The sequence below is a fragment of the Pseudomonas rhodesiae genome (assembly GCF_013285305.1).
In the GTDB taxonomy this organism is placed as follows: domain Bacteria; phylum Pseudomonadota; class Gammaproteobacteria; order Pseudomonadales; family Pseudomonadaceae; genus Aquipseudomonas; species Aquipseudomonas rhodesiae.
The window spans coordinates 3,786,040-3,810,328 of sequence record NZ_CP054205.1 but is presented as its reverse complement, the minus strand read 5'-3'; the positions used below and the strand labels follow the sequence as shown (position 1 = coordinate 3,810,328).

Below are 24,289 nucleotides of genomic sequence, written 5' to 3'. Positions count from 1 at the left end.
CAGTGAATATCAAAGGCTGGATGGGCTTGCTCTAACACCCGCCAGCTAAGCGGGCACTGTGTAATTTTCTATCCGAGCTGTTTTGGAGCCCCTCTCTGACATTGCCTTAATTAGTCAAAGTTGCAGATGGCGTGCAGCAACGCCTCGATCTCTTCGAACCCCGGCCGCGCCAGCACGTCCGGCTGACAGCAGCGCGCCTGCAGCGCCACCAGTGCCGCATCTACGGGTTCCCCCTCGATCCGCTCCAGCAATTCCCCCAACAACACCCCGAAGGCCCGCACTTCGATGCGCTGCAATGATCGGGTTTCCACGGTGTCCGCCACGGCATGGAATGACGCCGCGCCAAAATCCCCCAGCAAACAATCGCCCGTCGCGTTCCACAGAATATTGTGGGCGTACAGGTCGCCATGGGTGATGCCGTGACGGTGTAGATGCGCCGCCACCGAAGCGATGCCACGGGCTATGCGCAGTGCGACATCGACGCTCAAGCGGGTGTCGGGCGCGTAGATATCGCGCGTGCAGGACGCCAGGCTGGGCAGGGCGGCCAGGTTGCGGTAGCTCGGCTCGATCAGGTCCATCACCAAGGCGGCCTGGTCATCGGGGTGGCCGACCACGCGACCTTGCACCTTGATCAGGTTGGGATGCCGCCCGGCGGCGATGCAGGCCTGCATTTCGTGCAGCGGTGAACCGTCGCTGGTAATCGTGCCTTTGTAGAGCTTGACCGCCACCGGCAGGGCCTGGGGTTTCCACAAGGCTTTGTGGATCACGCCGGAAGCCCCTTCGCCAAGGACGTCGGCCAATGCCAATTCGCCCCAGGGAATATTCGGCGTGGTGTCGTCTGCCTGGACTTGCACTGCCATTTCCACTGGGTTGCCGGCATAAGCCAGCCAGGTCAGGCTTGGCAGTGACAGCAGCCAGTCCGGCAGGTGGGTGAGGCGATTGGAGGCGATTCGGATCAGCTCCAGGTTGTGGCACTGAGCCAAGCTGCGTGGCAGTTGCTCCAGTTGATTGCCGGCCAGCATCAGCTTTTGCAGCAATGGCCGTTCACCCAACGCCTCGGGCAACTGGCGGATGCAGTTGTCGGTGAGGATCAGCCAGCGCAGCTGCGGCGGTAGGGCGGCGGCGGGCACTTGGCTGATCCGGTTGGCCTTGAAGCCGATCATGCTCAATTTCGCGCACTGACCCAGGCAGGTCGGCAGTTCGGTGAAGGCGTTATCCGAGCAGAACAGCACGCGCAGGTGCGGCAGGCGATGCAGGTCGTCCGGCAAGCGGCTCAGGGCGTTACCGCTGAGGTTGAGGATTTCCAGGGTGTCGGCCAGTTCGAAGATTTCCCGAGGAAACTCGGTGAGCCCGCAGGAAAGATCCAGGCGCGTGATACCGGCCAATTGGCCGGCCTTGAGTTGGGCGAGGGTAGTCATGAACGGCGCAGTCACTCGGCAAGGGGGCGTAAAGGGCGCTCATGATACCGGGTCGGGCACGGGTTGCGGGTCGACCTGTTGCAATTGGCTCAGGCGGCTGGCGGTGCGGGCCAGGTCGATGGCCTCGCCCGCCAGGCAGTCGGCCAGGGGCTCGGTGCCGATCAGGGTCAGGTGTTTGTCGCGGTCGTAGAGCACGTCCACCAGATTGATGAAGCGTTGTTGTACGGCAATCGGGCACTGCGCCAGGTGGGGCAGGCCGTCGATGATCCAGTGATCGAACGTCTCGCACAGCAAGAGGTAGTCCATCACCGCCGTCAATTGCTCGCAAAGATCGGCGAAGGTGAAGACGATGGTGCGCGCTTGGTGGTGGCGACACACCAGTTGCCGATTGCCCACCTGCAACTGCTGCGCTGGGCCTTGGGTCGCCGGCAGGCCGAGGGCCGCACGCTGCGCGGCCGTGCCTGGCCACAGGTAGACGCCGGCGGTAAAGCGCTGCGTGGCATGGGCCTGGGGCAGGCTGCGAAAGTCCTGGGGCGAGCTGACTTCGAGCACATCCATGCGCGCGGCGATCAGATCGATCACCGGCTTGAAGCGCTCGTGGTACAGCGGGTTGGGCAGCAGTCCTTCGGGCGCGTAGTTGGAGGTGACCAGCACCAGCATGCCGCGCTGGAACAGGGCTTTGAACAATCGGCTGATAAGCATGGCATCGCCGATATCGTGGACGTGGAACTCGTCGAAGCACAGCACCCGGCAGTCTGCCAACAGCTCATCGAGGGTCACGCCCAGCGCGTCATCCTGTTCACGGTGCTGGAACATGCCCCGGTGCAGGCGCGCGAAGAAATCGTGGAAATGCACCCGCTGTTTCTCGGCCAGCGGCAGCGCCTGGAAAAAGCCGTCCAACAGCCAGCTCTTACCGCGCCCCACCGGCCCGTGCAGGTACAGGCCACGGGTGGCTTGGCCGTCGAGCAGGTGGCCGGTCTCGCGGGCCATGGCGGCAATCGCTCGGGTCTGCCCGGCGCTGAGGGTGTAGCCCTGTTGTTGGGCTTTGTGCGCAAAAAACTCGGGGATGGAGGCGTCGCTGCGTGGCGCGCGTTGTTTACCAAGCAGGCGACGGATCAAAGTCGGCACGGCCACTGCGGATCACTCTGTGGGTCAAAGGTCGCTCACTTTAGGATGCTCTTCTCGTTTTGACCAATCGCGAAGGCGCGCATCGGCCATCTCGAAAACGCATGACCCCCACGACTAGAAGGTCTGCAGCGGCGCCACCGGGTGATCCACCGGGCTGACCACCGCGTAGTTATAGCCGCCACCGGACCAGTACTGCGCTTGTAGCCCATCGGCGGTGCGGCTGCCACGGGGCAGGAAGCCGTTGTCCGGGCCCGGCGGGCGGATGTAGAAACTGATACGCCGACCTTGCGCGTCCTGGTACAGCACCATGGCAGCGGCGCCTTGATCGGTGGTGAGCAGACGCCCGCTGACCGGCGTGAAGCCCGACTGGCTCAAGTCCGGCAAACGCTGGGCCTGTTGGAAGTAACGGTCGAGCCAGGCTTGCATGGTGCCGCTGTCCTGAGCACGGTAGTCGGCGGGCAGGATGCCGTCCTGGGCGAACAGGCGGAACGCCTGCATGGCATCGGCCATGGGTTGCAGCGGCGGTTGAGTCGCCTCGCGGGCCTGCCAGCCGCCCCAGCCGCCGAGGCTCACCGCCACCAGCAACAGCGCTGCCGTAGCCAAGTGGCGACGCGTATTGTGCCGGATGCGCTGGCGGATCAGCGCGGGCTCCAACTGCGGGTTGGCGGGCTGCTGCAGGGCGCCACCCAAGGCTGCGCGCAATGCGTGTGCGTCCTGTTGCCAGGCCTGCACTTGGGCCGCCACCTCCGGGTGGGTCGCCAGCCAGGTGTCCAGGGCACGCCGGTCATTCTCGCAAAGCTGATGATCGACGTAGGCATGTAAGTCATGTTCGTTGGGAGGCAGGCTGATCATTTGAGTATCCGCAGAGAAGGGCTGGCAATTTCGCCATCGCTGAGTTGACGCAGGGCCTGGCGCGCCCGTGACAACCGCGACATCACGGTGCCGAGGGGCACGTCGAGAATCTCGGCGACTTCTTTGTAGCTCAAACCTTCCACGGACACCCACAGCAGCAGCGCGCGTTGCTCGGTGTTCAATTGATCGAAGGCTTGCAGGGTCGACTGGGCCATCACGGTGCGTTCGACCGAGGGCTGCACGTCTTCGCGTCCGGTAAAGAAGTCGAGCATGCGCGCATAACGGCGGGTACGGCGTTGGGCATCGAGAAACTGCCGGTAGAGGATCGAGAACAGCCACGCGCGCAGATCGCCTTCCGGGCGTTTGTCGCCCCAGCGGGTGATTGCACGCTCCAAGGTGGCCTGCACCAGATCGTCGGCGCTGCTGGTGTTGCGCGTCAGGGACACGGCAAAGCGCCGCAGCCGGGGCAGGAGTTCGCGTAGCGGTTCGTCGAGTTCATGCATGGTGGGTCAGTCTAGCCAGTTGTGAGAGTAGACGTTCGCCCGCGTAGGTTATTCCATGCCTACCTGAAAGAAATGTTGCCCTTGTGGGTGCTCCCTCTCTGGATAGCCCACAGGCCTGTAATGCCCCACGCCCACCTCAATCCAGCTTCGTGACTGCCGGTACAGGATCGGCAGCAATGGCGAGGGCGTATTGATGGCATTACTGACAGGCAAAGCATCTTATTTGCGGCCGGAACTGGCGCACTTGCCGGCGGCGCAGCAAGTGATTTTCGAGCAATGGGGCTGCGGCGCCATTGTTCAGCCGGAATACGGCTGCATTCATCTGGCGATCGAAGCGCACACCGCGAGGGCGCCTCAGGCTATCGCGGCGGAGTGGGCGGGGCAGCGGATCAGTTATGAACAACTCAACCGCCAGGCCAATCGGCTGGCCGCGCGGTTGGTTGAGCGCGGGGTCAAGCAGGGCGATACCGTGGCGTTGTTCGTCGAGCGGTCCATTCCCATGCTGGTGGGCTTGCTGGCGGTATTGAAGGTGGGGGCCGCCTATGTGCCGCAGGATGCGCGGATTGTACCGCCTGTGCAGTTGGCGATGATCCTCGACTCACTGAGTAGTCCGGTGATTCTGACCCTGTCGAACCTGGCCGAACGCATCCCCGCAGAAGCGGCTCACCGGTGCCTGTGGCTGGACGCATTCCTGGCGGAGGAAGCCGAAGTTGCCCAGGACAACCAACAGGCATTCGCGGTGGTAGAGCCTGACGACCTATGCTTTGTGCTGTTTACGTCCGGCACCACCGGGCGTCCCAATGGCGTGCGCGTCAGTCACCGCAACCTGTGCAATATCCTGTTGACCGAGCCCGGCCGCATGGGCATGGCCCCGGGCCGCAAGGTCGGGCAGGTTCTCAATATCGGCTTTGACATGGCTGCCTGGGAAATCCTCGGTTGCCTGGCCCACGGTGCCACGCTGTTGATCCGTGGCAAGGACATCCCACAGACCGCCGCGCGCTGTCATGTGTTGATTGCCACACCCTCAATCCTGGCGACCTTGAGTCCTCACCAATGCCCCGACCTGCAGACGGTCGCGGTGGCCGGCGAGCCCTGCACGCAGGCCTTGGCCGATCAGTGGGCGGCGCACTGCACGTTCTACAACGGTTGTGGGCCCACCGAAACCACCATCGTCAATACCTTGCACCGGCATGAGCCTGGCGCCTTGCTGACCATCGGCCGGCCAACCCCGAACAACACGGTGTATGTGCTCGACGAACAAGGGCGCGCCTGTGAGCTGGGCCAACCTGGGGAAATGTGGGCCGGTGGGTTGGGCGTCACGGCCGGCTACTTGAACAACCCGGCGTTGACCCAAGAGCGATATCGCCCCGATCCGTTCCTGGGCGGCGACAACCTGATGTTCCGCACCCGCGACCTGGGACGCTGGACGGCGGACGGCCAGCTCGAACACCTGGGGCGCGTGGATGACCAGGTCAAGGTGCGTGGGTTTCGTGTAGAGCTGGATGCAGTGTCCTCAGCCATCGAGGCCGGCGAAGGATGCACGCGGGCTGTCACCCTCAAGCTCGACAGCCGAAGCCTGGTGGCGTTCGTGTCGCCGGCCAGCGCCGATATCGAATCCTGCCGACAGGCGTGTGCGCAACGGCTGGCGTATTACTGCGTGCCGTCGCTGATCGTTGCCTTGGAGCATTTTCCGCTGACCGCCAGGGGCAAGGTCGACAAGGCGTTGCTGTTGCAGTGGGCCGTGGAACGGCAAGGGGGAGCCAGCCATGCTTGATGCCCTGAGCCGTACCGTGGTTCCGCCCAAGCCCGCGCTATGGCGACGCTGGCGGGCGTTGCCGCTGTTTTCCTATTACAACCGTCTCGCCGGGTTGGTGTTGCTGGGTAACGGGACGTTCTTGTGGTGGTGGCCGCGTATTGACGTGCAGGTGCTTTCGCAAATGGTGCTGATCAACCTGTCCCTGGCGACCCTGATTCGTCAGCAGTACGTGATCAATGCCCTGTTCTGGCTGGCGACGCGGGTGCCGATCACTTGGCCACTGCGCATCCGGCGCAGCGCGGCGAAGGTGTATCACCTGGGCGGGTTGCACAGTGGTGCGGCCCTGGCGGCCACGGCTTGGTTTGCGGCGATGATGCAGGCGCAGTGGGCGCAGGCCGAGGCGGTTGCGTCGAGCGCATTATGGCTGGGCAGCGCGCTGCTGGGATTGCTGGTGGTGATGGTGATCATGGCCCAGCCGTGGGTGCGTAGCCGGTTTCACAACGCTTTCGAGCGGGTGCACCGCTTTGCGGGCTGGTCCGCATTGGGATTGTTTTGGGCGCTGACGCTGATGGCTTCCTCAGAACGCCCCACCGATCTGTTGCACAATGGCGCGTTCTGGCTATTGGGGCTGGTGAGTATCAGTATCGTGCTGCCATGGTTGCGCTTGCGCAAAGTCGCGGTGGAGCACATACGGCCTTCGTCCCATGCGGTGATTACGCGGTTCGCCCACACCACGCCGTTTGCCGGTTCATCCACTGCTATCAGCCGGCACCCGCTGTTGGAATGGCACGCGTTTGCCAATATTCCGGCCCCGGGGGAGGCGGGGTTTCGTTTGGTCATCTCCCGGGCCGGGGATTGGACGGGCCGCTTTATCGACGCGTTACCCCGTCATGTGTGGGTCAAGGGCATTACCACCGCGGGAGTGGCCAATGTGGAAACCCTGTTCAAGTCGGTGGTGTACGTCGCCACTGGCAGCGGGATCGGCCCGGTGATGCCGCACGTGTTGGCGCGCAAAGTGCCGATCCAGTTGATCTGGTCGACCCGCAGCCCACGAGCGACCTATGGCGATGCCCTGGTCGACGAGATTCTGCGGGCTCACCCCCAGGCGTTGATCTGGGACACCGCCGAACGCGGCAAACCCGACTTGGTACAACTGGCCTATGGCGCCGTGCAGGCCTGCGGGGCGGAGGCGGTGATCTGTATAGCCAACCAGGCATTGACGCGCCATGTGGTGCAAGAGCTTGAAGCCAGGGGCATTGCGGCCTATGGCGCGATTTGGGATTCCTGAAGCGCGGCATGTGAGGTCGTACCGCTGAAAAAAACTACAGTGAAGTGGGAATAAGCCTACGTGGGATTCGTCTCATAGCACTTTCCCCCTGCGGCTCTTGGCCCTGGAGTTTTTTATGCTGGATCACCCATCACCGCCCCGTCCTGCCTTGAGTACCGCAAGCCTGGTGGCGCGTCTTGCTGCCATCGGTGTTGTGGTGGCCGGTTTGGCCGCGGCGTTTGCCTACGTCAATGGCACACTTGACCCGCAGCGGCTGCGGCCTAAAACCTTGGTCAATGCCCTGGAAACCAACAACGGCGTGCACCCTGGCTATCGGCGCAACCACGCCAAAGGCGTGTGCGTGGCGGGTTACTTCCAAAGCTCTGCCGAGGCGCGCGCCTATTCGAGCGCCGAGGTGTTCAGCGAGGCCAAAACCCCGTTGATCGGCCGCTTCGCCTTGCCCAGCGGCAACCCGTACGCGCCTGATAGCAGCGTGCCGATCCGCAGTTTTGCCGTGCAGTTCAGCCAGGCCAACGGCCAGCAATGGCGCACCGGCATGAACAGCATGCCGGTGTTCCCGGTGGGCACGCCCGAGGCGTTCTATCAGTTGCTCAAGGCGGGCGCGCCGGACCCGGCCACCGGCAAGCCGAACCCGGCGAACATGCCGGCCTTTTTTGCCGCCCATCCGGAGGCCGCACCGTTCCTGGCATGGGTCAAGACCGCCAAACCGTCGGCCAGTTACGCGACCGAAACCTATAACGGCATCAATGCGTTTTATCTGGTGAACGCCGAGGGCAAGCGTCAAGCCGTGCGCTGGGCGGTGGTGCCCCAAAGCCAAGACGCGGTGGGTGAGACCATCGTCGATGGTGCGGACTTCCTGGAGAAAGACCTGGTGCAGCGCCTGGCCGCCGGGCCGCTGCGCTGGCAGTTGAACATGACCCTGGCCAACCCCGGCGACGTGCTGGACGATGCCAGTAAACCCTGGTCCGGCCCCCATACGGTGCTGAACGCCGGTACCCTGGTGGTGCAAAGCAGCCAGCCCCAGGCCGACGGCGACTGCCGCGATATCAACTTCGATCCGTTGATTCTGCCCAGCGGTATTCAAGCCTCCAATGACCCCTTGCTGGCGGCCCGCTCGGCGGCATACGCCAGTTCTTACCTGCGCCGCGCCGGCGAGGTCAGCCCCTTGCACCATGCTCCACAGGAGTCGAAACCATGAAGGCCTCTCCACAATTCTTCGCGCCCTTGGCGCGCCTGCTGCACTGGCTGATGGCGCTGATGGTCATCGCCATGCTGTTTATCGGCGCGGGCTTGGCGGCCTCTGTGTCGGAGCGGCATGCCTGGCTGATCCAACTGCATAAACCGTTAGGTATTGCGATTCTGGTGCTGGTTATCGTCAGGCTGGCGGTGCGCTTTTCCACGCAGCAACCGCCTCTGCCCCAGGACTTGCCGCAGTGGCAAGTGTTGGCAGCAAAGGCATCGCACCTGATGTTGTATGGTTTGATGCTGGCATTGCCGCTGCTGGGCTGGGCGATGATTTCAGCGGCGGGCGACCCGGTGATGCTCAGCAGCTCCGTACGACTACCGGCGCTAGTGGAGGCGAACGCACCGTTGTTCGCGCTGCTGCGTAAGGCCCACGGGTACCTGGCGTACCTGCTGTTTCTCACGGTGTTGGTGCACCTGGCGGCGGCGTTGTTTCATGGGCTGATCCGACGCGATGGTGTATTGCAGAGCATGACCGGCACCAAGGACTGATGCCGGGGCGCGTTGCTGTCAGCGCAACAGGCCGACGATATCGGCGACGCTGCTCAGTACATCCTTGCCCAGCTGTTTCGAGCGCTCGCCCGACCAGCCAGTTTTCGGGTTGGGCGCGTCGTTGTTGTCCTTGAAGGGCATTTCCAAGGTCAGCGACAGGCAATCGTACTTTTGGCCGACCGCATTGCAGGCCAACGTCATGTTGGCTTCGCCCGGCAGGTCGCGGGTGTAGCCATGAGTGGTCTGGAAGTCACGGGTCAAGCCGCTGAGGTGGCTGCGAAAGTGTTTTTCCAGGGCTTCGATGCGCGGCGTGTAGCCTGGGTTGCCTTCGCAGGCAGCGGCGAATACATAGGGGATTTCTTCGTCACCGTGGATATCCAGGAACAGGTCCACGCCGTACTGTTCCATCTGCTGTTGCACGAACAGTACTTCCGGGCTGAGGTCCTGGCTCGCGCTCTGCCACGCGCGGTTGAGGTCCTGGCCCATGGCGTTGGTGCGCAGGTGCCCGTGGAAGGCGCCGTCCGGATTCATATTCGGCACCAGGTACAGGTCAGCCACCGCCAGCAGTTTTTTCAGCTCGGCATCGCCGTCCTGTTGCAAGCGTTCGATGATCCCTTCCATAAACCATTCGGCCATGTGTTCGCCCGGATGTTGCTGGGCGATGATCCATACGTTGCGTCGTCCTTCGCCGCCTTTGCCCCGACGCAGCAACTGAATGTCGCGGCCTTCGACACTCTTGCCGGTGGCCAGCAATTGGGTGCCGGTGTGTTTGAGCGCCTGCTCGATCAAGCCATCATGACGTTCGCGGCTGTAGGGTTCGAAGTAGGCGAACCAGGCGTGCTTCTCGCGAGTCTCCAGGCTGATGTGCAGGATTTCGCCATCGAAGCGTGTCGGCACGCGGAACCAGTTGACGTGGTCGTAGGAGGCTACGGCGTTGTAGCCGCTCCAGGCATGGGGATATGAAGAGCGCCCGGCATTGCTCAAGCGGAAGGTGTGGGTATGGCCCACATGCATACCCTCGGCCTTGAAGTGAAACCACTGGAAATGCTGGCTGCGTGTGTCGGGTTTGATCGCCAGCAGCAATTGATAGGCATCGCTGGCGTCCAGCACCTGGATATTGCCACTGTCGAAGTCGGTACTGATTCTGATGGAGGTCAAGGCCACTGTCATAGTCTGGTTGCCTGATTATGAGTATTGTGGCGGCTATATTACACAGGAGTCCGGTAAAGCCTGGATGCAAAATTGTTGCGCAGGGAGGGGGGCATCATCCTTGACGCCGCCGCAGCTTAGAATTTATGAGATTGATTCTCAAGCGCTATTTCCCAAAGATGTGAGCCAGAGCCTTTGGGTAGCTTTCATTCGGCGATGGTCTTTTGCTACCATGCGCGCCATCACGCAACACACAGTCTTCATTAGCCTGAAGCCATGCCAGGGAAACTGGCAAAAAAAAGACCCGGCCAAAGAGCCGGGTCAAAAACCGTGATTAGCCTGATGAGGAGATATTCCAAGAGTCCGACCTAAGGTCTCTTGGTTTATCGACTGATCTCGCGATCAGCTGGGTTCAATAATAATCATTATCATTTGCAAGTCAAATGTTTTTATCCGTGGGATAGAAATATTTTTCCTTTGCGCCGATCAGCTGTCCGCCTGCGCTTCGCGCACCTGCAACGACCGCTCGACCATCGCCTTCGCCATATCGATCAAATACACCACTGAAAACGCCAGGTCCCGCTGATTACCCTGGTGGTTGCTCGCGGATTCATACGCAGTGGCCGCCGCGCTGCGCAGCAGGTCCGAGGCATGTATCAAGGCTTCTTCCTGACTGATACCCGCTTTGATGGCGAACAACGCCTCGTTCGCCACCGGCGTCGACATCTCTTCTTTCAGGTAGAAATCCAGCGCGCGCTGGGCGGCGCCGCTGCTGCGCAGGTCTTGCAGCTCATCGTTTTCAGCGGGTTCAGGCAGGAGGTACGGGCTCGTCGTCATAAGGGGCAGTACTCTGGGTGGGTGTTGAAAACCTTATGCCTGATAATAGTACGTATCGTATTTATGTCGTTTTATGGATTACTACAAACTGTTTATTGCCCTGAAAAATACCTGACGTATTGTCTGGCCCCATGGATAAATGGATCGCGTTGGTCAGGGCCAACATGAAAGACCGCAAGGTCACGCAAGGTGAACTGGCTGAGCGCTTGGGCATGTCCCAGGGGGGCGTCGGTCATTGGCTCAACAAGCGTCGCGTGCCGAGCCTGGAGGACATGAACCGGGTGCTGGAAGCATTGGGTCTGGGTGATCTGGAAGTGGTGCAGGAAGTGCGCGAGCGTCGCGCCGAACCGGCAGTGCCGACGCCACGGCACACGGCGTTTTTCCGCTACCCCGTCAACGAATGGAGAGGCCTGTGCGAAGCCCGCGAGGAGCGCCCGGCCTATGCTGGCGCGCGCTATGAAACCACGGATTATCATGCCAGGGGCGACGCCTTCTGGCTGCCGGTCACGGGCGATGCCATGACCGCGCCCAGCGGCTTGAGCATCGGCGCAGGCATGATGATCCTGGTAGACCCGGCCGTCAGTGCCGGCCCCGGTAAACTGGTGGTCGCGCAATGGGCCGACAACCCTCACGCGACCTTCCGCCAGTTACGGGAGGAGAGCGGCCAGCTCTACCTGGTGCCGCTCAACCCCACGTACCCTAAACAGCTGTTCACCGAGGCGTGTCGCATCCTCGGTGTAGTGGTGCAGGCCATGGCGAGGTTCTAGTCCGCCGTTTCCAGCTCCACCAGCGTGCAGCCTTCGGCGACCATTTCGCCTTCCTGACAGAACAGCGCCTTGACCACCCCGGCTTCGGGAGCACGGATGCTGTGTTCCATCTTCATCGCTTCGAGCACCACCAGTTGCGTACCGGCCTCGACCGCCTGGCCGGCTTGCACCAGCACCCGCACAATGCTGCCGTTCATGGGCGCCGTCAGGCCACCCTGATGGGATTGGTTGGCCTCCACGGCGGCAATCGGGTCGAACAGACTGACCCCATGCATTTCACCGTCCCAGCGTACAAACACGCCGCCATCGTGCCGGACCGCCAGATAGCTGCGACGCACGCCATCGCGCTCGATGCTCAACTGCTCGCCGTGCAACTGCGTAATGTCCGGCGCCAGGGTCACCAGTCGGTCCTGCCCGTTGCAGCTCAAGTGCAACGAAACCTCAGCGGGCAACCCCGCGCGAAAGCCACGGGTGTCTGCCCACGGGCCGTCGCCGGCGGGCAGGCTGTGCATCAGCGCGGCACCTGCGGCCTGCCAGAGATCATCACTCAGCGCGCCGGTCGGCGGCAGCAATTGTTCCTGATAGCGCGGAATAAACCCGGTATCCAGTTCGGCTGCGGCGAATGCCGGGTGCCCAATAATGCGCCGCAGGAAGCCCAGGTTGGTCTTCAGCCCGCCCACGGCGAATTCGTCGAGCATGCTCAGCAAGCGCAGGCGCGCCTGTTCACGGTCCTCGCCCCAGGCAATCAACTTGCCCAACATCGGATCGTAGAAGGGCGAAACGCTGTCCCCCTCACTCACGCCGCTGTCCACGCGGCGCCCAGGGCCGGGAGCGGATTCGCGGTACAGCGCCAGGTGCCCGGTGGCGGGCAGAAAATCATTGGCCGGGTCCTCGGCATACAGACGCACTTCGATGGCATGCCCGATCAAGGGCACCTGTGCCTGGGTGATCGGCAGCGCCTGGCCCTGGGCCACGCGGATCTGCCAGGCCACCAGGTCCAGACCGGTAATCGCTTCGGTGACCGGGTGTTCGACCTGCAACCGCGTATTCATCTCCATAAAGAAGAACTCGCCGCGCGCGTCGAGCAAAAACTCCACGGTGCCGGCGCCGACATAGCCGATCGCCTGGGCCGCCCGCACGGCAGCCTCGCCCATGGCACGGCGCTGTTCAGCGCTCAAACCGGGGGCCGGAGCTTCCTCCACGACCTTCTGATGACGGCGCTGAATCGAGCAATCCCGTTCATTCAGGTACAGGCAGTGCCCGTGCTGGTCGGCGAAAACCTGGATTTCCACATGACGGGGCTTGAGCAGGTATTTCTCCACCAGCATCTGGGCGTTGCCAAATGACGACAACGCCTCGCGCTGGGCAGAGGCCAGGGCGTCGGCCAATTGGCTGACATCCTCGACCACTTTCATGCCTTTGCCGCCGCCGCCGGCCGTGGCCTTGAGCAGCACCGGGTAACCGATGCGGGCACAGGCGTCGCGGAAAGTCTCCAGGTCTTGGGCCTCGCCGTGGTAACCCGGTACCAGGGGCACGCCGGCGGTTTCCATCAACGCTTTGGCTGCGGATTTGCTGCCCATGGCGTCGATGGCAGAGGCGGGCGGGCCGAGGAAGATCAAACCGGCGGCTTCGATGGCGCGGGCGAACCCGGCGTTTTCCGAGAGAAACCCGTAGCCCGGATGAATCGCCTGGGCGCCGCTGGCCTGGGCGGCAGCGATCAGTTTGTCGATTTGCAGGTAACTGTCGCTGGCCTTGCTGCCCCCCAGGTCGACGCAGATATCCGCTTCGCGGCAATGGCGCGCGTCGCGGTCGATGGCGCTGTGCACGGCCACCGTGGTCAGCCCCATGGCCTTGGCGGTGCGCATCACGCGACAGGCGATTTCACCCCGGTTGGCCACCAGTATGCGGGTCAAAGTACTCATGAACGCGGCTCCTGCGCTTGCCAGCTCGGTGGACGTTTTTGCAGGAAGGCGCGCAAGCCTTCCTGGCCCTCGGGGCTGACGCGGATGCGGGCGATGGCGTTTTCGCAGTAGCGGCGCAACGCCGGGGTGAGGGCGCCGTTGCCGACTTCACGCAGCAGATCCTTGCTGGCGCGCATCGCCGCCGGGCTGTTATGCAGCAGGTTGGCTATCCAGTGTTCGACGTGAATCTCCAGCTCGTCCGCCGGGTAGCTTTCAGCCAACAGGCCGATCTCCCGCGCGCGCTGGCCGCCGAAGCGCTCGGCGGTGAGGGCGTAGCGCCGTGCCGCGCGTTCGCCGATGGCTTGCACCACGAACGGGCTGATCACCGCCGGCGCCAGGCCGATGCGCACTTCCGACAGGCAGAACTGCGCATCGTCGGCGCCGATGGCCATGTCGCAGCAACTGATCAAGCCCAGGGCGCCGCCGTAGGCTGCACCTTGCACCACCGCCAGGGTGGGGATTTTCAGCTTGGCCAGGTTGTACATCAGTTCCGCCAGTTCGCGGGCGTCGTCGAGATTGGTGTGGTAATCCAGCTCGGCCGATTGCTGCATCCAGGCCAGGTCGGCCCCGGCGCTGAAATGCTTACCGCGCCCGCGCAGCACCAGGAACCGCAGGGAAGCATCGCCCTGCACCTGGTCGAGGGCGATGATCAGCTCGCGGATCATCTCGGCATTGAACGCGTTGTTCTTGGCTTCACGACTGAGCCACAGCGTGGCAAAGCCACGGCGGTCGGCGATCAGTTCGAGGGTGTTGAAATCGCTCATGGGGTGCTGCTCCATTTACATGCGGAACACGCCGAAGCGGCTCGGCTCGATGGGGGCGTTCAAGGCCGCGGACAGGGCCAGGGCCAGCACGTCGCGGGTCTGCAACGGATCGATCACGCCGTCATCCCACAGGCGCGCGCTGGAATAGTAGGGGTGCCCCTGGGTTTCGTACTGGTCGAGGATCGGCTGCTTGATCGCCGCTTCCTCCTCGGCACTGAACCCGGCGCCCGCGCGTTCGGCCTGCTCGCGCTTGACCTGCACCAGCACGCCGGCCGCCTGTTCGGCGCCCATCACGCCGATACGCGCGTTCGGCCACATCCACAAAAAGCGCGGGTCATAGGCGCGACCGCACATGCCGTAGTTACCGGCACCAAAGCTGCCGCCGATGATCACGGTAAATTTGGGCACCTTGGCGCAGGCCACTGCCGTCACCAGTTTGGCGCCGTGCTTGGCAATGCCGCCGGCCTCGTATTTCTGTCCGACCATAAAGCCGGTGATGTTCTGCAGGAACAGCAGGGGGATGCCGCGCTGGCAGGCCAGTTCAATAAAGTGCGCGCCTTTCTGCGCGGCTTCGGCGAACAAGATTCCGTTGTTGGCCAGGATCGCAATCGGGTAGCCGTGCAGATGGGCGAAACCGCACACCAGCGTGGTGCCGAACAGCGCCTTGAACTCATCGAACACCGAACCGTCCACCAGTCGCGCGATCACTTCGCGTACTTCGAACGGCTGTTTAGGGTCGGCCGGAATCACGCCGTACAACTCTTCGCCGCTGTACAGCGGTGCCACCGGCGTACGTTGCAGCAACTGGCCCTGTTTGTGCCAATTGAGGTTGGCCACGCTGCGGCGGGCCAGGGCCAGGGCGTGTTCATCGCTGTCGGCATAGTGGTCGGCCACGCCCGAAATTTTGCAATGCACATCCGCGCCGCCAAGGTCTTCGGCGCTGACCACTTCCCCGGTGGCGGCCTTCACCAACGGCGGGCCGGCCAGAAAGATCGTGGCCTGCTGGCGCACCATGATGGCTTCGTCGGCCATGGCCGGCACATAGGCGCCGCCGGCGGTGCATGAGCCCATCACCACGGCGATCTGCGGGATGCCTTGGGCGCTCATATTGGCTTGGTTGAAAAAGATCCGCCCAAAGTGCTCGCGGTCGGGAAACACCTCGTCCTGACGCGGCAGGTTGGCGCCGCCGGAGTCCACCAGGTAGATGCACGGCAGGCGATTCTGCTCGGCGATGGTCTGGGCGCGCAGGTGTTTTTTCACGGTCAGCGGGTAGTAGGAACCGCCTTTGACCGTGGCGTCATTGGCCACAATCATGCACTCCACGCCTTCGACGCGACCGATTCCGGCGATGACGCCGGCCGCGGGCACGTCTTCGCCGTAGACCTGATAGGCGGCGAGTTGGCTGAGTTCAAGAAACGGCGAGCCCGGATCGAGTAGGCGATTGATGCGTTCGCGCGGCAACAGTTTGCCCCGTGAGGTGTGCCGCTCTTGAGCCTTGGCGCCGCCGCCTTGCTGCACGTGAGCGAGCAGAGTGTGCAGGGCGTCGACCTGTTGGCGCATCGCCGCGGTGTTGGCGGCGAACTCCGCCGAGCGCGGGTTGAGCTGGGTGTGCAAGGTGGCCATGGCGCGTGCCCTCAGCGAGTTTCGTTGAACAGTTCGCGACCGATCAGCATCCGCCGGATTTCACTGGTGCCGGCGCCGATTTCATACAGCTTGGCATCGCGCAACAGGCGCCCGGCGGGGAATTCGTTGATGTAGCCGTTGCCACCGAGAATCTGGATCGCATCCAGGGCCATTTGCGTGGCCCGTTCGGCGCTGTAGAGGATCACCCCGGCGGCGTCCTTGCGCGTGGTCTCGCCACGTTCGCAGGCCTGGGCCACCGCATACAGATAGGCACGGCTGGCGTTGAGTTGGGTGTACATATCGGCGACTTTGCCCTGGATCAACTGGAACTCGCCGATGCTTTGGCCGAATTGCTTGCGGTCGTGGATGTACGGCACGATCAGGTCCATGCACGCCTGCATGATCCCGGTGGGGCCGCCGGAGAGCACCACGCGCTCATAGTCCAGGCCGCTCATCAACACTTTCACGCCGCCATTGAGCACGCCGAGGATGTTGTCTTCGGGCACTTCGACGTCATCGAAAAACAGCTCGCAGGTGTTGGAGCCGCGCATGCCCAATTTGTCGAACTTGTTGCTACGGCTGAAGCCCTTCCAGTCGCGCTCGACAATAAACGCGGTGATGCCATGTGGGCCTTTTTCCAAGTCAGTCTTGGCGTAAATCACATAGGTGTTGGCATCGGGACCGTTGGTGATCCAGGTCTTGCTGCCGTTGAGCACATAGTGGTCGCCGCGCTTGTCGGCGCGCAGCTTCATCGAGACCACATCGGAGCCGGCGTTCGGCTCGCTCATGGCCAAGGCGCCGACGTGTTCGCCGCTGATCAGTTTGGGCAGGTATTTGAGCTTCTGTGCGTGGTTACCGTTGCGGTTGATCTGATTCACACAGAGATTGGAGTGAGCGCCGTAGGACAACGCCACCGATGCCGAGCCACGGCTGATTTCTTCCATGGCCACCACATGCGCCAGGTAACCCAGGCCGGCGCCGCCGTACTCTTCCGGTACGGTGATGCCGAGCAGGCCCATGTCCCCGAATTTGCGCCACAGGTCGGCGGGGAACAGGTTGTCGCTGTCGATTTGCGCCGCGCGCGGTGCGATCTCTTTGGCCACGAAGGACTGCACCTGGTCGCGCAGCATGTCGATGGTTTCGCCGAGGGCGAAGTTCAGGGACGGGTAACTCATGGACAGGCACCTTAATGTGAGCTTTGTTGTTGTGTGGTCGGCGCGCCAGGGGAGGGCGCTCACCTTTACGTTAACGTAAGCTTGCGTTGTGACGCTGTCAATCGTAGTTTACGTTTACGTCAACCTACAAAAAAGATAACAGGGGTCGTTATGGATCAACCGCATCAGAGCTACAGCCGTGGCTCCCAGGACAAAGCCTTACTGGCCATGACCATCGGCCAGGCCTTCGATCGCACAGTGGCGCAATTCCCCGATGGCGAAGCGCTGGTGGTGCGTCATCAGTCACGGCGCTATACCTGGCGGCAACTGGCCGATACCGTCGACCTGCACGCCCGCGCATTCCTCGCCTTGGGCCTGCAGACCGGCGACCGCTTGGGCATCTGGGCGCCGAACTGCGCCGAGTGGTTGATCAGCCAGATTGCCAGCGCCAAGCTCGGCGTGATCCTGGTCAATATCAACCCGGCGTACCGCACCAGCGAGCTGGACTACGTGCTCAAACAGTCCGGTTGTCAGTGGCTGGTGTGCGCCGGGGCGTTCAAGGGTTCCGATTACCACGGAATGCTCCAGGACCTGCAACCCGACCTGCGCGGCGTCATCAGCCTTGATCCCAGCCCGCCGGCAGGCTTTATGCCCTGGTCGACGCTGGCCGCCCTCGGCGCCGAGGTAACGCCCGAGCAACTGCACCAGCGCCAGGCCAGCCTGCACTTCGACCAAGCCGTTAATATCCAGTACACCTCCGGCACCACCGGGTTCCCCAAGGGGGCCACGCTCAGTCATCACAATATTCTCAATAACGGCTACATGGTCGGTGAGAGCCTGGGCCTGACCGCCCAGGATCGCTTGGTGATCCCGGTGCCGCTGTATCACTGCTTTGGCATGGTGATGGGCAACCTGGGCTGTATCACCCATGGCACCGCCATGATCTACCCGAACGACGGCTTCGACCCATTGCTGACCCTCAGCGCCGTCGCCGAAGAACGCGCCACTGGCCTGTATGGCGTGCCCACCATGTTTATCGCGTTACTTGATCACCCGCAGCGCGGTGAGTTTGAGCTGTCCAGCCTGCGCACCGGCATCATGGCCGGCGCCACGTGCCCCATCGAAGTGATGCGCCGCGTGATCAGCGAGTTGCACATGGGTGAAGTGCAGATCGCCTACGGTATGACCGAAACCAGCCCAGTGTCGTTGCAGACTGGGCCGCAGGATGATCTGGAGCGCCGGGTCACCACCGTCGGCCGCACCCAACCGCAGTTGGAAACCAAGATCATCGACATCGATGGCAACACCGTCGCGCGCGGTGAAATCGGCGAGCTGTGCACCCGAGGCTACAGCGTCATGCTCGGCTACTGGAATAATCCCGAGGCAACCCGCGAGGCCATCGACGAGGCCGGCTGGATGCACACCGGCGATCTGGCAAGCATGGATGAGCACGGCTATGTGCGCATCGCTGGACGCAATAAGGACATGATCATTCGCGGCGGCGAGAACGTGTACCCGCGCGAGCTGGAGGAGTTTTTCTTCACCCACCCGGCGGTGGCCGATGTGCAGGTGATCGGCATTCCGGATGCGCGCTACGGCGAAGAAATCGTCGCCTGGATCAAACTCCATCCGGGCCACGCGACCGATGAGCTGGATTTGCAGGGCTGGTGCAAGGGTCGCATTGCGCACTTCAAGACGCCTAAGCACTTCAAGTTCGTGGATGAGTTTCCGATGACCGTCACGGGCAAGATCCAGAAGTTTCGCATGCGCGAGATCAGCCTCCAGGAATTGAGCACCGAGCGCTGAAACGGGGTGCTGGGCTACCGCGTTCGGCCTGCGCCAGCTGCCTAGAGTGGCGGATTATTCCGCTACTCGAAGGCGATGCCCATGACCGATCTGCTCACTGATCCGCTTGCCCTGCCCGATGTCGATGAGCCAAGCCCCCATGTGGGGCCCATTCAGGACAACACCCCCGCTTGGTATACCGATGCGCTGGCAGCGCGCAAGACCGAATTGGCCAACCTCAAGCTGGTTATCCCGTCCTGGTACACCAACGCCGACTCAACAGCGAAAAACCGATTGAAGGCGGTCCACGACCGCAGCCGGACGTCGTTAAACCAGCTGGATCAATGGTTCAGCCAACTCAAAAGCCCCGCCGACTATGCCGAACCCTTGCTGGTGGCGGCCATTGAAGAGAAGTTCGGCCTGCGCCTCGACGTCACGAGCGTGTTCTACGCGCGCAAGATGGAGCAGAGATCGTGCAGCACCGATTCGGAAGAACTGTCGACCACCACCGTGTCGTCAGCGTCGTCGCCGCTGTATTTCTACAAGGGCGTCAGCCTGCTTGAAGCGGCCTTGATGAATTTCACCGAGGACGACGCAAGCAAGCCGATCTGCTTGGATTGTCGTTTGATCACCCGCTATAACTTCCACCAATATTCCAGCGCAAAGAAGCATGCACCTGCGAGTGTCAAGTCGTTCAAACTGTCGATCAAAGCCCACGAATTTGCCGCCCTGTGCCGGACGCTGGACCTGGGGCAGTCCTACTACGAGCATGTGCGCGGCATCATCAATGCCCCGATTCTGGCCAAGCCCCCCGGCGCCCTGACCGGCAAGCTGTACAGCACGTTGATCACCGCGCACCGCAATCAGTTGGAATTGGCCGCCGAAATTGCCCTGATGCAGGGCCATATCCAGCCCCAGGACCATCGCTTGATCCAGGCGATTCTGATTCAACAGACCGGGCACACATGGGCAGAGGATGACGTCAGCTTTTCGCCCTTGCAGTTGTGCACGGTCGTGATCGAGCAGGTGCTGATCATCGGGCCGGTGGTGTGGCAGCCCCATCTGCGAAATGCCACGGTCCTGCCGCGACCGTGCATGGTCTACATCCCCGGCGATCCGCTGCACCCGCTCAAGGCTTACGACAACCTCACCGCCTTCGTCGACCACCTGACCACGCGCCTGTGCCGTGCTGACTACCGTACCTTCTTCAGCCAGTTCGTCCCGCTTTCCCGGCAAGAAGTGTTTTTTACCAAGCTCAAGGCACTACTGGACCCCGACGAGGTTTACACCGCCACGCAGGATTTCGACCCGGCGCTCAAAGCCCGGCTTCACCGCCAGGGCACCTACGCACCGCCTTGGCGTGACGTGTGGATCGACAGCGCGCAACAGCGGGTTCGCTCGATCATGGAAAACGCTCAGGCGAGCGCCGTGTCCACGCAAGAGGCTACGGACCATGCGGAGAAAGCCTGGCTGTGGTCGTGGGGCAAAAAAATACTGGATGTGCTGAACGTGGCGGCATTTGTGGTGCCGTACCTTGGCGAAGTGATGCTGATAGTTGCGGCGGTGCAAATGGTCGACGACGTGGCAGAAGGCATACAGGCGTGGTCCGAGGGCGATGCGCGCGCGGTCTGGGCGCACTTCTCGGCGGTGGGTCTGAACTTGGCGGGGCTGGCGGTGCCCGCCGCGCTGGCAGCGTTCAAAGAGACCGCTTTTATCAAGCGTTTGGTGCATGTCGACTTCGGCGGGCGCAGCCGTTTATTTGACTTCGATCCGACGCGGTACACCCACTCGATCAGCCTACCCGCTGAGCTGAAGCCGAACAGCCTGGGCTTGTATGAGCATCAAGGCGCCACGTACCTGCCGTCGACCCACGGCGGTCACTACAAGGTGCAAGCCATCGCCGAGGGAGAATTCAGGCTCGTCCACCCCGATGGCGACGCCCGTTACTGGCCCAGGGTACGCCACAACGGGGCGGGTGCCTGGGTGCATGAATTCGAACAACCCCTGACGTGGGATCGCAAGACCCTGTTGCGACGTCTCGGCCCCAGCGTCGACGCTTTCAGCGACGCTCAATTGGAGCACGTCCGAGCGCTGAGTGGGGTCACGGATGAGCAATTGCGCCGGGTTTACGTCGATCAGCAATTGCCGCCGCCGCTGTTCAGAGAAGCGCTGCGGCGCTTCGAATCTGCCCGTCGCTACCAAGGCTTCATTGACCGCCTGAGCAGTACCGACCCTGCCGTCTTTGGGCGTGTCGACTGGAACTTGCAAATGAGGTTGTTGCTCGACAGCGGCAAGTGGCCTGAAGCCAGGGTGCTGGTCGCCTTGGATGCCGACGGCGATATCGTCTGGCGTTCGGCCGCTGTCGCCCAACGCAGTCAGGTGGTCAAGCTCGATCTGGCCCAAGCGGCGACCCGGGATGGCGTGATTCTGCCGTCGCTGCTGAGCCAATTGAGCGAAGAGCAGATCCGGCACCTGTTGGACGAGCCGGCCGTCGAGCGAGCGCTGCGTTATGAACTGATGCTGACCGGCAGAATTGATTCCGACTTTCTGGCGACGGCCGCCGATAAGGCGTACGCGGATCGCTTGGTTGAACGCATGATGAGCGAGCAGCGCACACCCCAGGCGAGGGCGCTGCGTTACCGCGACCGATTGCGCGAGTTGGCGCAGGACAGCAAAGCCAGGTTGTTTGGCCTTGAAATCGCGGCCGGGGACGTGTCCAGTGAGGCGAATGTGCAACTGCTCCAGCGCGACTTTCCAGGCTTGCCCAAACTGATTGCCGAAGACCTGCTGGCCCACGCCACCGACCAGGAGTTGTCGCGTATGGGCGAAACCTCCCGTGTGCCGTTGCGTCTGGCTGAAGAGGCGCGCCGCTATGGGCAGAAGGTCCGAGCCCTGCGCGCCCATACCGATCTGTTGTTCGATAACGAACTCACCCCGGACAGTGTGCGTCTGGCGCTGCACAAGCTGGCGACGCTGCCGGGTCGTCTTGACGGCGTGGGTCTTGAGTTACGCGCTAACACCTATGACGGTGAATTATTGGACCGTGTCGGGCGTGCTGACGCGCCCAGGCAGTTACGCCTCGTGCGCATCAGCCTCAACGAGTGGAAGCTGTTCAGCGGTCCCGATGATCTGGAGTATTGGCGCTCGGACAAAGATGCGTTCTACACCGCGCTCTGGCGGGTGGGTTACAGCGGGCGCACGGATTGGCGGCAACTGAAAGCCTCCACCCAGGCGTTGAAGGAGCAGCTCGCACAACAGCCCTTGAGCGAAGAGGCCACGCGCCAGGCCCTTGGCTTGCAAGCCATCAAACCGGGGTTCAAGTCGCCTATGCGCCTGGCGGACGGGCGGTTTGGGTACCCGCTTAGCCCGGTGGGCGGCGCGGGGCGGCGGCCGTTTATCTGCACCATGAAAGCCATGTATCTGTACCCGTCGAAGTCACTTGAAGAAGTCGAAGCCCTGTATGGGCTTCAAGGTTTGACTGATGCCCAGGTTCTAGCCCGCCTCAGCAGCCTCGAAGAGGAATACAACCAGCTGAAGCAGACGCTGGACGCCTGGCATCAGGACGCAGAGCCGGGCCACAGCCAAATTCGTCGCAGGGTCGCGGGGACGATTATGGCCGCGTGGCAGCGCCAGTCGCCGCAAGCGTATGCGGCGGATCAAACACCGATTGGCCACATTCTGGATCTATCGGACGAACTGGTGGGTGAACTGCCGCCGATAACGGCGAATATGGATCATGTGGGCAGCCTGGATTTAGGCCGAATGGGGCTGTCGGACGAGTCGCTCCCCTTTCTCAACGCATTCGGCCGCCTGCGCTGGCTGAATATGCGCGAAAACAACCTCACGCAACTGCCGGAGTTCACCCATGGCGGGGCGGGGCTGACCAAGCTCAACCTGAGTCGCAATGACCTGCAACTGACCGACGCCAGTCGTGCGCGCCTCGAAGGGATGCGAGACCTGAAAATCCTCGATCTGTCCGACAATCGCCGCTTGGGCTGGACCGCCGATCTGCGGGGCATGCGCAGCCTCAATCAACTTTATCTGGCCGACACCGGCACCACGACCTTTCCGATTGGGGCCGAGCAATTGACGTCCTTGGCCAGGATCGACCTGCACTCGAACCAGATCACAACCTTGCCCGACTATGCGTATCAGCACTTGGACCGGATCAACGTGCACGAGAACCCGCTGTCGGCGGCCACCCGCGAACGCCTTGGCCTGGAGGCGCCGGTGGATCCGGCGCAGTGGGCCGACCACGTCACGTTGGACGAGGCTCGGACCCTGTGGTTGCGAGAGGTGCCTGCCGCCGCACAGACGCACCGCGCCCGGCTGTGGGACGACGTGAAGGCTTGCCCTGATTCGGCCGCCCTGTTCACGGTCCTGGCTGACACTACCCGTAGCGCCGAATACGCCTCGCCGGTCACCCGCGCCGCATTGACCCAGCGGGTGTGGGACTTGTTGGAGGCCGCCAGTCAAAGCCAGGCCATTCGCGAGTCGCTGTTTGGCATCGCCGATGATCGTGTCACCTGCGGGGATGGCAGTACGGTGGAGTTCATGAACCTTGAGAGTGAGCTGTTGGCGTTGAAGGCGCTTGAGCAGGCGGGGGAAGCGGACAGCGAAGGCTCACTGATCAGCATCGCCCGCCAGTTGTTCCGTCTAACGCTGGTGGACGCCGTGGCTGAACAGGACGTTGCTTCCCGCGGGCCGGGTTTTACCGAGCAGGTCGAAGTGATCCTGGCCTACCGGATCGGGCTGGCGGACAGGCTGGGGCTGCCGATAAACACCCGTGAAATGCTGTTTCCCCAGCAGGCCAATGTGAGCCAGCAAGCCCTCGACAGTGCTTATCGGCAAGTGCTCAGGAACGAAAGTGTTACCGCTGACGAGAGCGCTTTTTTCGTGGGACGTGAATTCTGGGAGAAACACCTGCGCAGCCGATACCCGCAGGAGCTCCAGGCATTGATGGGCCCGGGTATTGAATTGATCGAGGAAAAAAGCTCGGCGTTGTTCGAGCTTTCGGATGTGCAAGGCGAGCAAGACACGGGGGCGGACCTGGCGGCGCAAGCGGACTGGCTGAGCCGTCATGATGCGGCGGTCGACAGGCTGGCGCGCCTGTTGGGCAAAAGCAAAGACGACATTCTGGTCGATGGCGCCATGCCCAGTGCGTTCTTCGACGGGGAACTCAAGCAACTGGCGGCGGCGCGACAGCAAGAGCAAACACAGGCATTGCAGCGTCTGACTCGAAAGGTGCTGAACAATTTCATGGCCAGCGAAGGCACATCGGTGTGAGGAGCCGAACGCCCACAACACGAAGGGGACCCGAAGGTCCCCTTTAATGTGCGTTGCCTGCTCTTTTTTTATTATTGAGGGGCGGTCTATTGTTGTTTTTGGCAACCGTTACCCTTTACCGCTGTTTTTGGCGATCCCCATCCGGGATCAAGAGCAAACGTATTTTTTTGAGCGCTGATCTGCTTCTTCGCAAGCGATCCAACCAGTGGATAGCTACCTGAAGGTAGTTTTATTTTTCTCTATCCGGTTGCGGGTCTCGGCACGCCGTACCCTGCGAAGCACAT

At 62.3% G+C, this 24,289-nt stretch carries 17 protein-coding genes; 7 read left to right on the top strand and 10 right to left on the bottom strand.

Features of this window, described 5'->3' with window-relative positions:
- Positions 1-110: 110 nt before the first annotated feature.
- From HRH33_RS17145 to HRH33_RS17130, 4 genes are all read right to left on the bottom strand, one after another.
- The gene (locus HRH33_RS17145; RefSeq protein WP_167417735.1) at positions 111-1,418 is read right to left on the bottom strand and encodes a protein kinase; all 1,308 of its coding nucleotides are present in this window, start codon (positions 1,416-1,418) and stop codon (positions 111-113) included.
- 39 nt (positions 1,419-1,457) lie between these two features.
- Entirely contained in the window at positions 1,458-2,552 is a 1,095-nt protein-coding gene (gene zapE / locus HRH33_RS17140; RefSeq protein ID WP_123479686.1) for a cell division protein ZapE, read from the bottom strand.
- A 108-nt stretch (positions 2,553-2,660) separates the two neighbouring features.
- A complete protein-coding gene (locus HRH33_RS17135) occupies positions 2,661-3,398 on the bottom strand; it encodes an anti-sigma factor family protein (protein WP_167417736.1) in 738 nt (245 codons plus the stop codon).
- On the bottom strand, positions 3,395-3,901 hold the full coding sequence (locus HRH33_RS17130; RefSeq protein ID WP_034114253.1) for a sigma-70 family RNA polymerase sigma factor: 507 nt from the start codon (positions 3,899-3,901) through the stop codon (positions 3,395-3,397). Before HRH33_RS17130 ends, HRH33_RS17135 begins: the two co-directional genes overlap by 4 nt.
- Positions 3,902-4,094: 193 nt before the next feature.
- Between HRH33_RS17130 and HRH33_RS17125 the strand changes: the two genes are divergently transcribed.
- From HRH33_RS17125 to HRH33_RS17110, 4 genes are all read left to right on the top strand, one after another.
- Positions 4,095-5,675: an amino acid adenylation domain-containing protein gene (locus HRH33_RS17125; protein ID WP_167417737.1), complete on the top strand. Its 1,581-nt coding sequence runs from the start codon at positions 4,095-4,097 to the stop codon at positions 5,673-5,675.
- Positions 5,668-6,945 carry a hypothetical protein gene (locus tag HRH33_RS17120; protein WP_167417738.1) on the top strand — a complete coding sequence of 426 codons (1,278 nt, stop codon included), beginning with the start codon at positions 5,668-5,670 and terminating at the stop codon, positions 6,943-6,945. The genes HRH33_RS17125 and HRH33_RS17120 overlap by 8 nt, the downstream gene beginning before the upstream one ends.
- Positions 6,946-7,060: 115 nt before the next feature.
- Positions 7,061-8,143 carry a catalase family peroxidase gene (locus HRH33_RS17115; RefSeq protein WP_167417739.1) on the top strand — a complete coding sequence of 361 codons (1,083 nt, stop codon included), beginning with the start codon at positions 7,061-7,063 and terminating at the stop codon, positions 8,141-8,143.
- The gene (locus tag HRH33_RS17110; RefSeq protein ID WP_167417740.1) at positions 8,140-8,679 is read left to right on the top strand and encodes a cytochrome b; all 540 of its coding nucleotides are present in this window, start codon (positions 8,140-8,142) and stop codon (positions 8,677-8,679) included. Before HRH33_RS17115 ends, HRH33_RS17110 begins: the two co-directional genes overlap by 4 nt.
- Before the next feature lie 18 nt (positions 8,680-8,697).
- On the opposite strand, the gene HRH33_RS17105 is transcribed toward HRH33_RS17110, so the two are convergent.
- Together HRH33_RS17105 and HRH33_RS17100 are read right to left on the bottom strand one after the other, a co-directional pair.
- On the bottom strand, positions 8,698-9,849 hold the full coding sequence (locus HRH33_RS17105; protein ID WP_034138627.1) for a M14 family metallopeptidase: 1,152 nt from the start codon (positions 9,847-9,849) through the stop codon (positions 8,698-8,700).
- A 465-nt stretch (positions 9,850-10,314) separates the two neighbouring features.
- A complete protein-coding gene (locus tag HRH33_RS17100; RefSeq protein WP_034098818.1) occupies positions 10,315-10,665 on the bottom strand; it encodes a DUF6124 family protein in 351 nt (116 codons plus the stop codon).
- Between the two features lie 131 nt (positions 10,666-10,796).
- Between HRH33_RS17100 and HRH33_RS17095 the strand changes: the two genes are divergently transcribed.
- Complete coding sequence (locus HRH33_RS17095) at positions 10,797-11,432, top strand: LexA family protein (protein WP_123479692.1); 636 nt, start codon at positions 10,797-10,799, stop codon at positions 11,430-11,432.
- On the opposite strand, the gene HRH33_RS17090 is transcribed toward HRH33_RS17095, so the two are convergent.
- The 4 genes from HRH33_RS17090 to HRH33_RS17075 are packed head-to-tail and all read right to left on the bottom strand — an operon-like array spanning position 11,429 to position 16,955.
- Positions 11,429-13,354: an acetyl/propionyl/methylcrotonyl-CoA carboxylase subunit alpha gene (locus HRH33_RS17090; RefSeq protein WP_167417741.1), complete on the bottom strand. Its 1,926-nt coding sequence runs from the start codon at positions 13,352-13,354 to the stop codon at positions 11,429-11,431. The two genes, HRH33_RS17095 and HRH33_RS17090, sit on opposite strands and share 4 nt — an antisense overlap.
- Positions 13,351-14,157, bottom strand: coding sequence for a gamma-carboxygeranoyl-CoA hydratase (locus HRH33_RS17085; protein ID WP_034114241.1), 807 nt, complete (start codon positions 14,155-14,157; stop codon positions 13,351-13,353). The genes HRH33_RS17090 and HRH33_RS17085 overlap by 4 nt, the downstream gene beginning before the upstream one ends.
- Positions 14,158-14,172: 15 nt before the next feature.
- Complete coding sequence (locus HRH33_RS17080) at positions 14,173-15,780, bottom strand: carboxyl transferase domain-containing protein (protein WP_167417742.1); 1,608 nt, start codon at positions 15,778-15,780, stop codon at positions 14,173-14,175.
- 11 nt (positions 15,781-15,791) lie between these two features.
- On the bottom strand, positions 15,792-16,955 hold the full coding sequence (locus HRH33_RS17075; protein WP_167417743.1) for an isovaleryl-CoA dehydrogenase: 1,164 nt from the start codon (positions 16,953-16,955) through the stop codon (positions 15,792-15,794).
- A gap of 150 nt (positions 16,956-17,105) precedes the next feature.
- Here HRH33_RS17075 and HRH33_RS17070 point away from each other — a divergent pair, with 150 nt between their 5' ends.
- Both HRH33_RS17070 and HRH33_RS17065 read left to right on the top strand, forming a co-directional pair.
- A complete protein-coding gene (locus HRH33_RS17070) occupies positions 17,106-18,740 on the top strand; it encodes an AMP-binding protein (protein WP_167417744.1) in 1,635 nt (544 codons plus the stop codon).
- An 81-nt stretch (positions 18,741-18,821) separates the two neighbouring features.
- Positions 18,822-24,005, top strand: coding sequence for an NEL-type E3 ubiquitin ligase domain-containing protein (locus HRH33_RS17065; protein ID WP_173603531.1), 5,184 nt, complete (start codon positions 18,822-18,824; stop codon positions 24,003-24,005).
- The last annotated feature ends 284 nt before the right edge of the window (positions 24,006-24,289 follow it).

What these genes read in the sequence shown, in the direction of transcription:
- HRH33_RS17070 (WP_167417744.1), top strand. Translation starts at nt 17,106, where the DNA reads ATGGATCAACCGCATCAGAGCTACAGCCGTGGCTCCCAGGACAAAGCC.
- HRH33_RS17145 (WP_167417735.1), bottom strand. Translation starts at nt 1,418, where the DNA reads ATGACTACCCTCGCCCAACTCAAGGCCGGCCAATTGGCCGGTATCACG.
- HRH33_RS17090 (WP_167417741.1), bottom strand. Translation starts at nt 13,354, where the DNA reads ATGAGTACTTTGACCCGCATACTGGTGGCCAACCGGGGTGAAATCGCC.
- HRH33_RS17130 (WP_034114253.1), bottom strand. Translation starts at nt 3,901, where the DNA reads ATGCATGAACTCGACGAACCGCTACGCGAACTCCTGCCCCGGCTGCGG.
- HRH33_RS17095 (WP_123479692.1), top strand. Translation starts at nt 10,797, where the DNA reads ATGGATAAATGGATCGCGTTGGTCAGGGCCAACATGAAAGACCGCAAG.
- HRH33_RS17110 (WP_167417740.1), top strand. Translation starts at nt 8,140, where the DNA reads ATGAAGGCCTCTCCACAATTCTTCGCGCCCTTGGCGCGCCTGCTGCAC.
- HRH33_RS17065 (WP_173603531.1), top strand. Translation starts at nt 18,822, where the DNA reads ATGACCGATCTGCTCACTGATCCGCTTGCCCTGCCCGATGTCGATGAG.
- HRH33_RS17100 (WP_034098818.1), bottom strand. Translation starts at nt 10,665, where the DNA reads ATGACGACGAGCCCGTACCTCCTGCCTGAACCCGCTGAAAACGATGAG.
- HRH33_RS17075 (WP_167417743.1), bottom strand. Translation starts at nt 16,955, where the DNA reads ATGAGTTACCCGTCCCTGAACTTCGCCCTCGGCGAAACCATCGACATG.
- HRH33_RS17105 (WP_034138627.1), bottom strand. Translation starts at nt 9,849, where the DNA reads ATGACAGTGGCCTTGACCTCCATCAGAATCAGTACCGACTTCGACAGT.
- HRH33_RS17085 (WP_034114241.1), bottom strand. Translation starts at nt 14,157, where the DNA reads ATGAGCGATTTCAACACCCTCGAACTGATCGCCGACCGCCGTGGCTTT.
- HRH33_RS17115 (WP_167417739.1), top strand. Translation starts at nt 7,061, where the DNA reads ATGCTGGATCACCCATCACCGCCCCGTCCTGCCTTGAGTACCGCAAGC.
- HRH33_RS17080 (WP_167417742.1), bottom strand. Translation starts at nt 15,780, where the DNA reads ATGGCCACCTTGCACACCCAGCTCAACCCGCGCTCGGCGGAGTTCGCC.
- HRH33_RS17135 (WP_167417736.1), bottom strand. Translation starts at nt 3,398, where the DNA reads ATGATCAGCCTGCCTCCCAACGAACATGACTTACATGCCTACGTCGAT.
- HRH33_RS17120 (WP_167417738.1), top strand. Translation starts at nt 5,668, where the DNA reads ATGCTTGATGCCCTGAGCCGTACCGTGGTTCCGCCCAAGCCCGCGCTA.
- HRH33_RS17125 (WP_167417737.1), top strand. Translation starts at nt 4,095, where the DNA reads ATGGCATTACTGACAGGCAAAGCATCTTATTTGCGGCCGGAACTGGCG.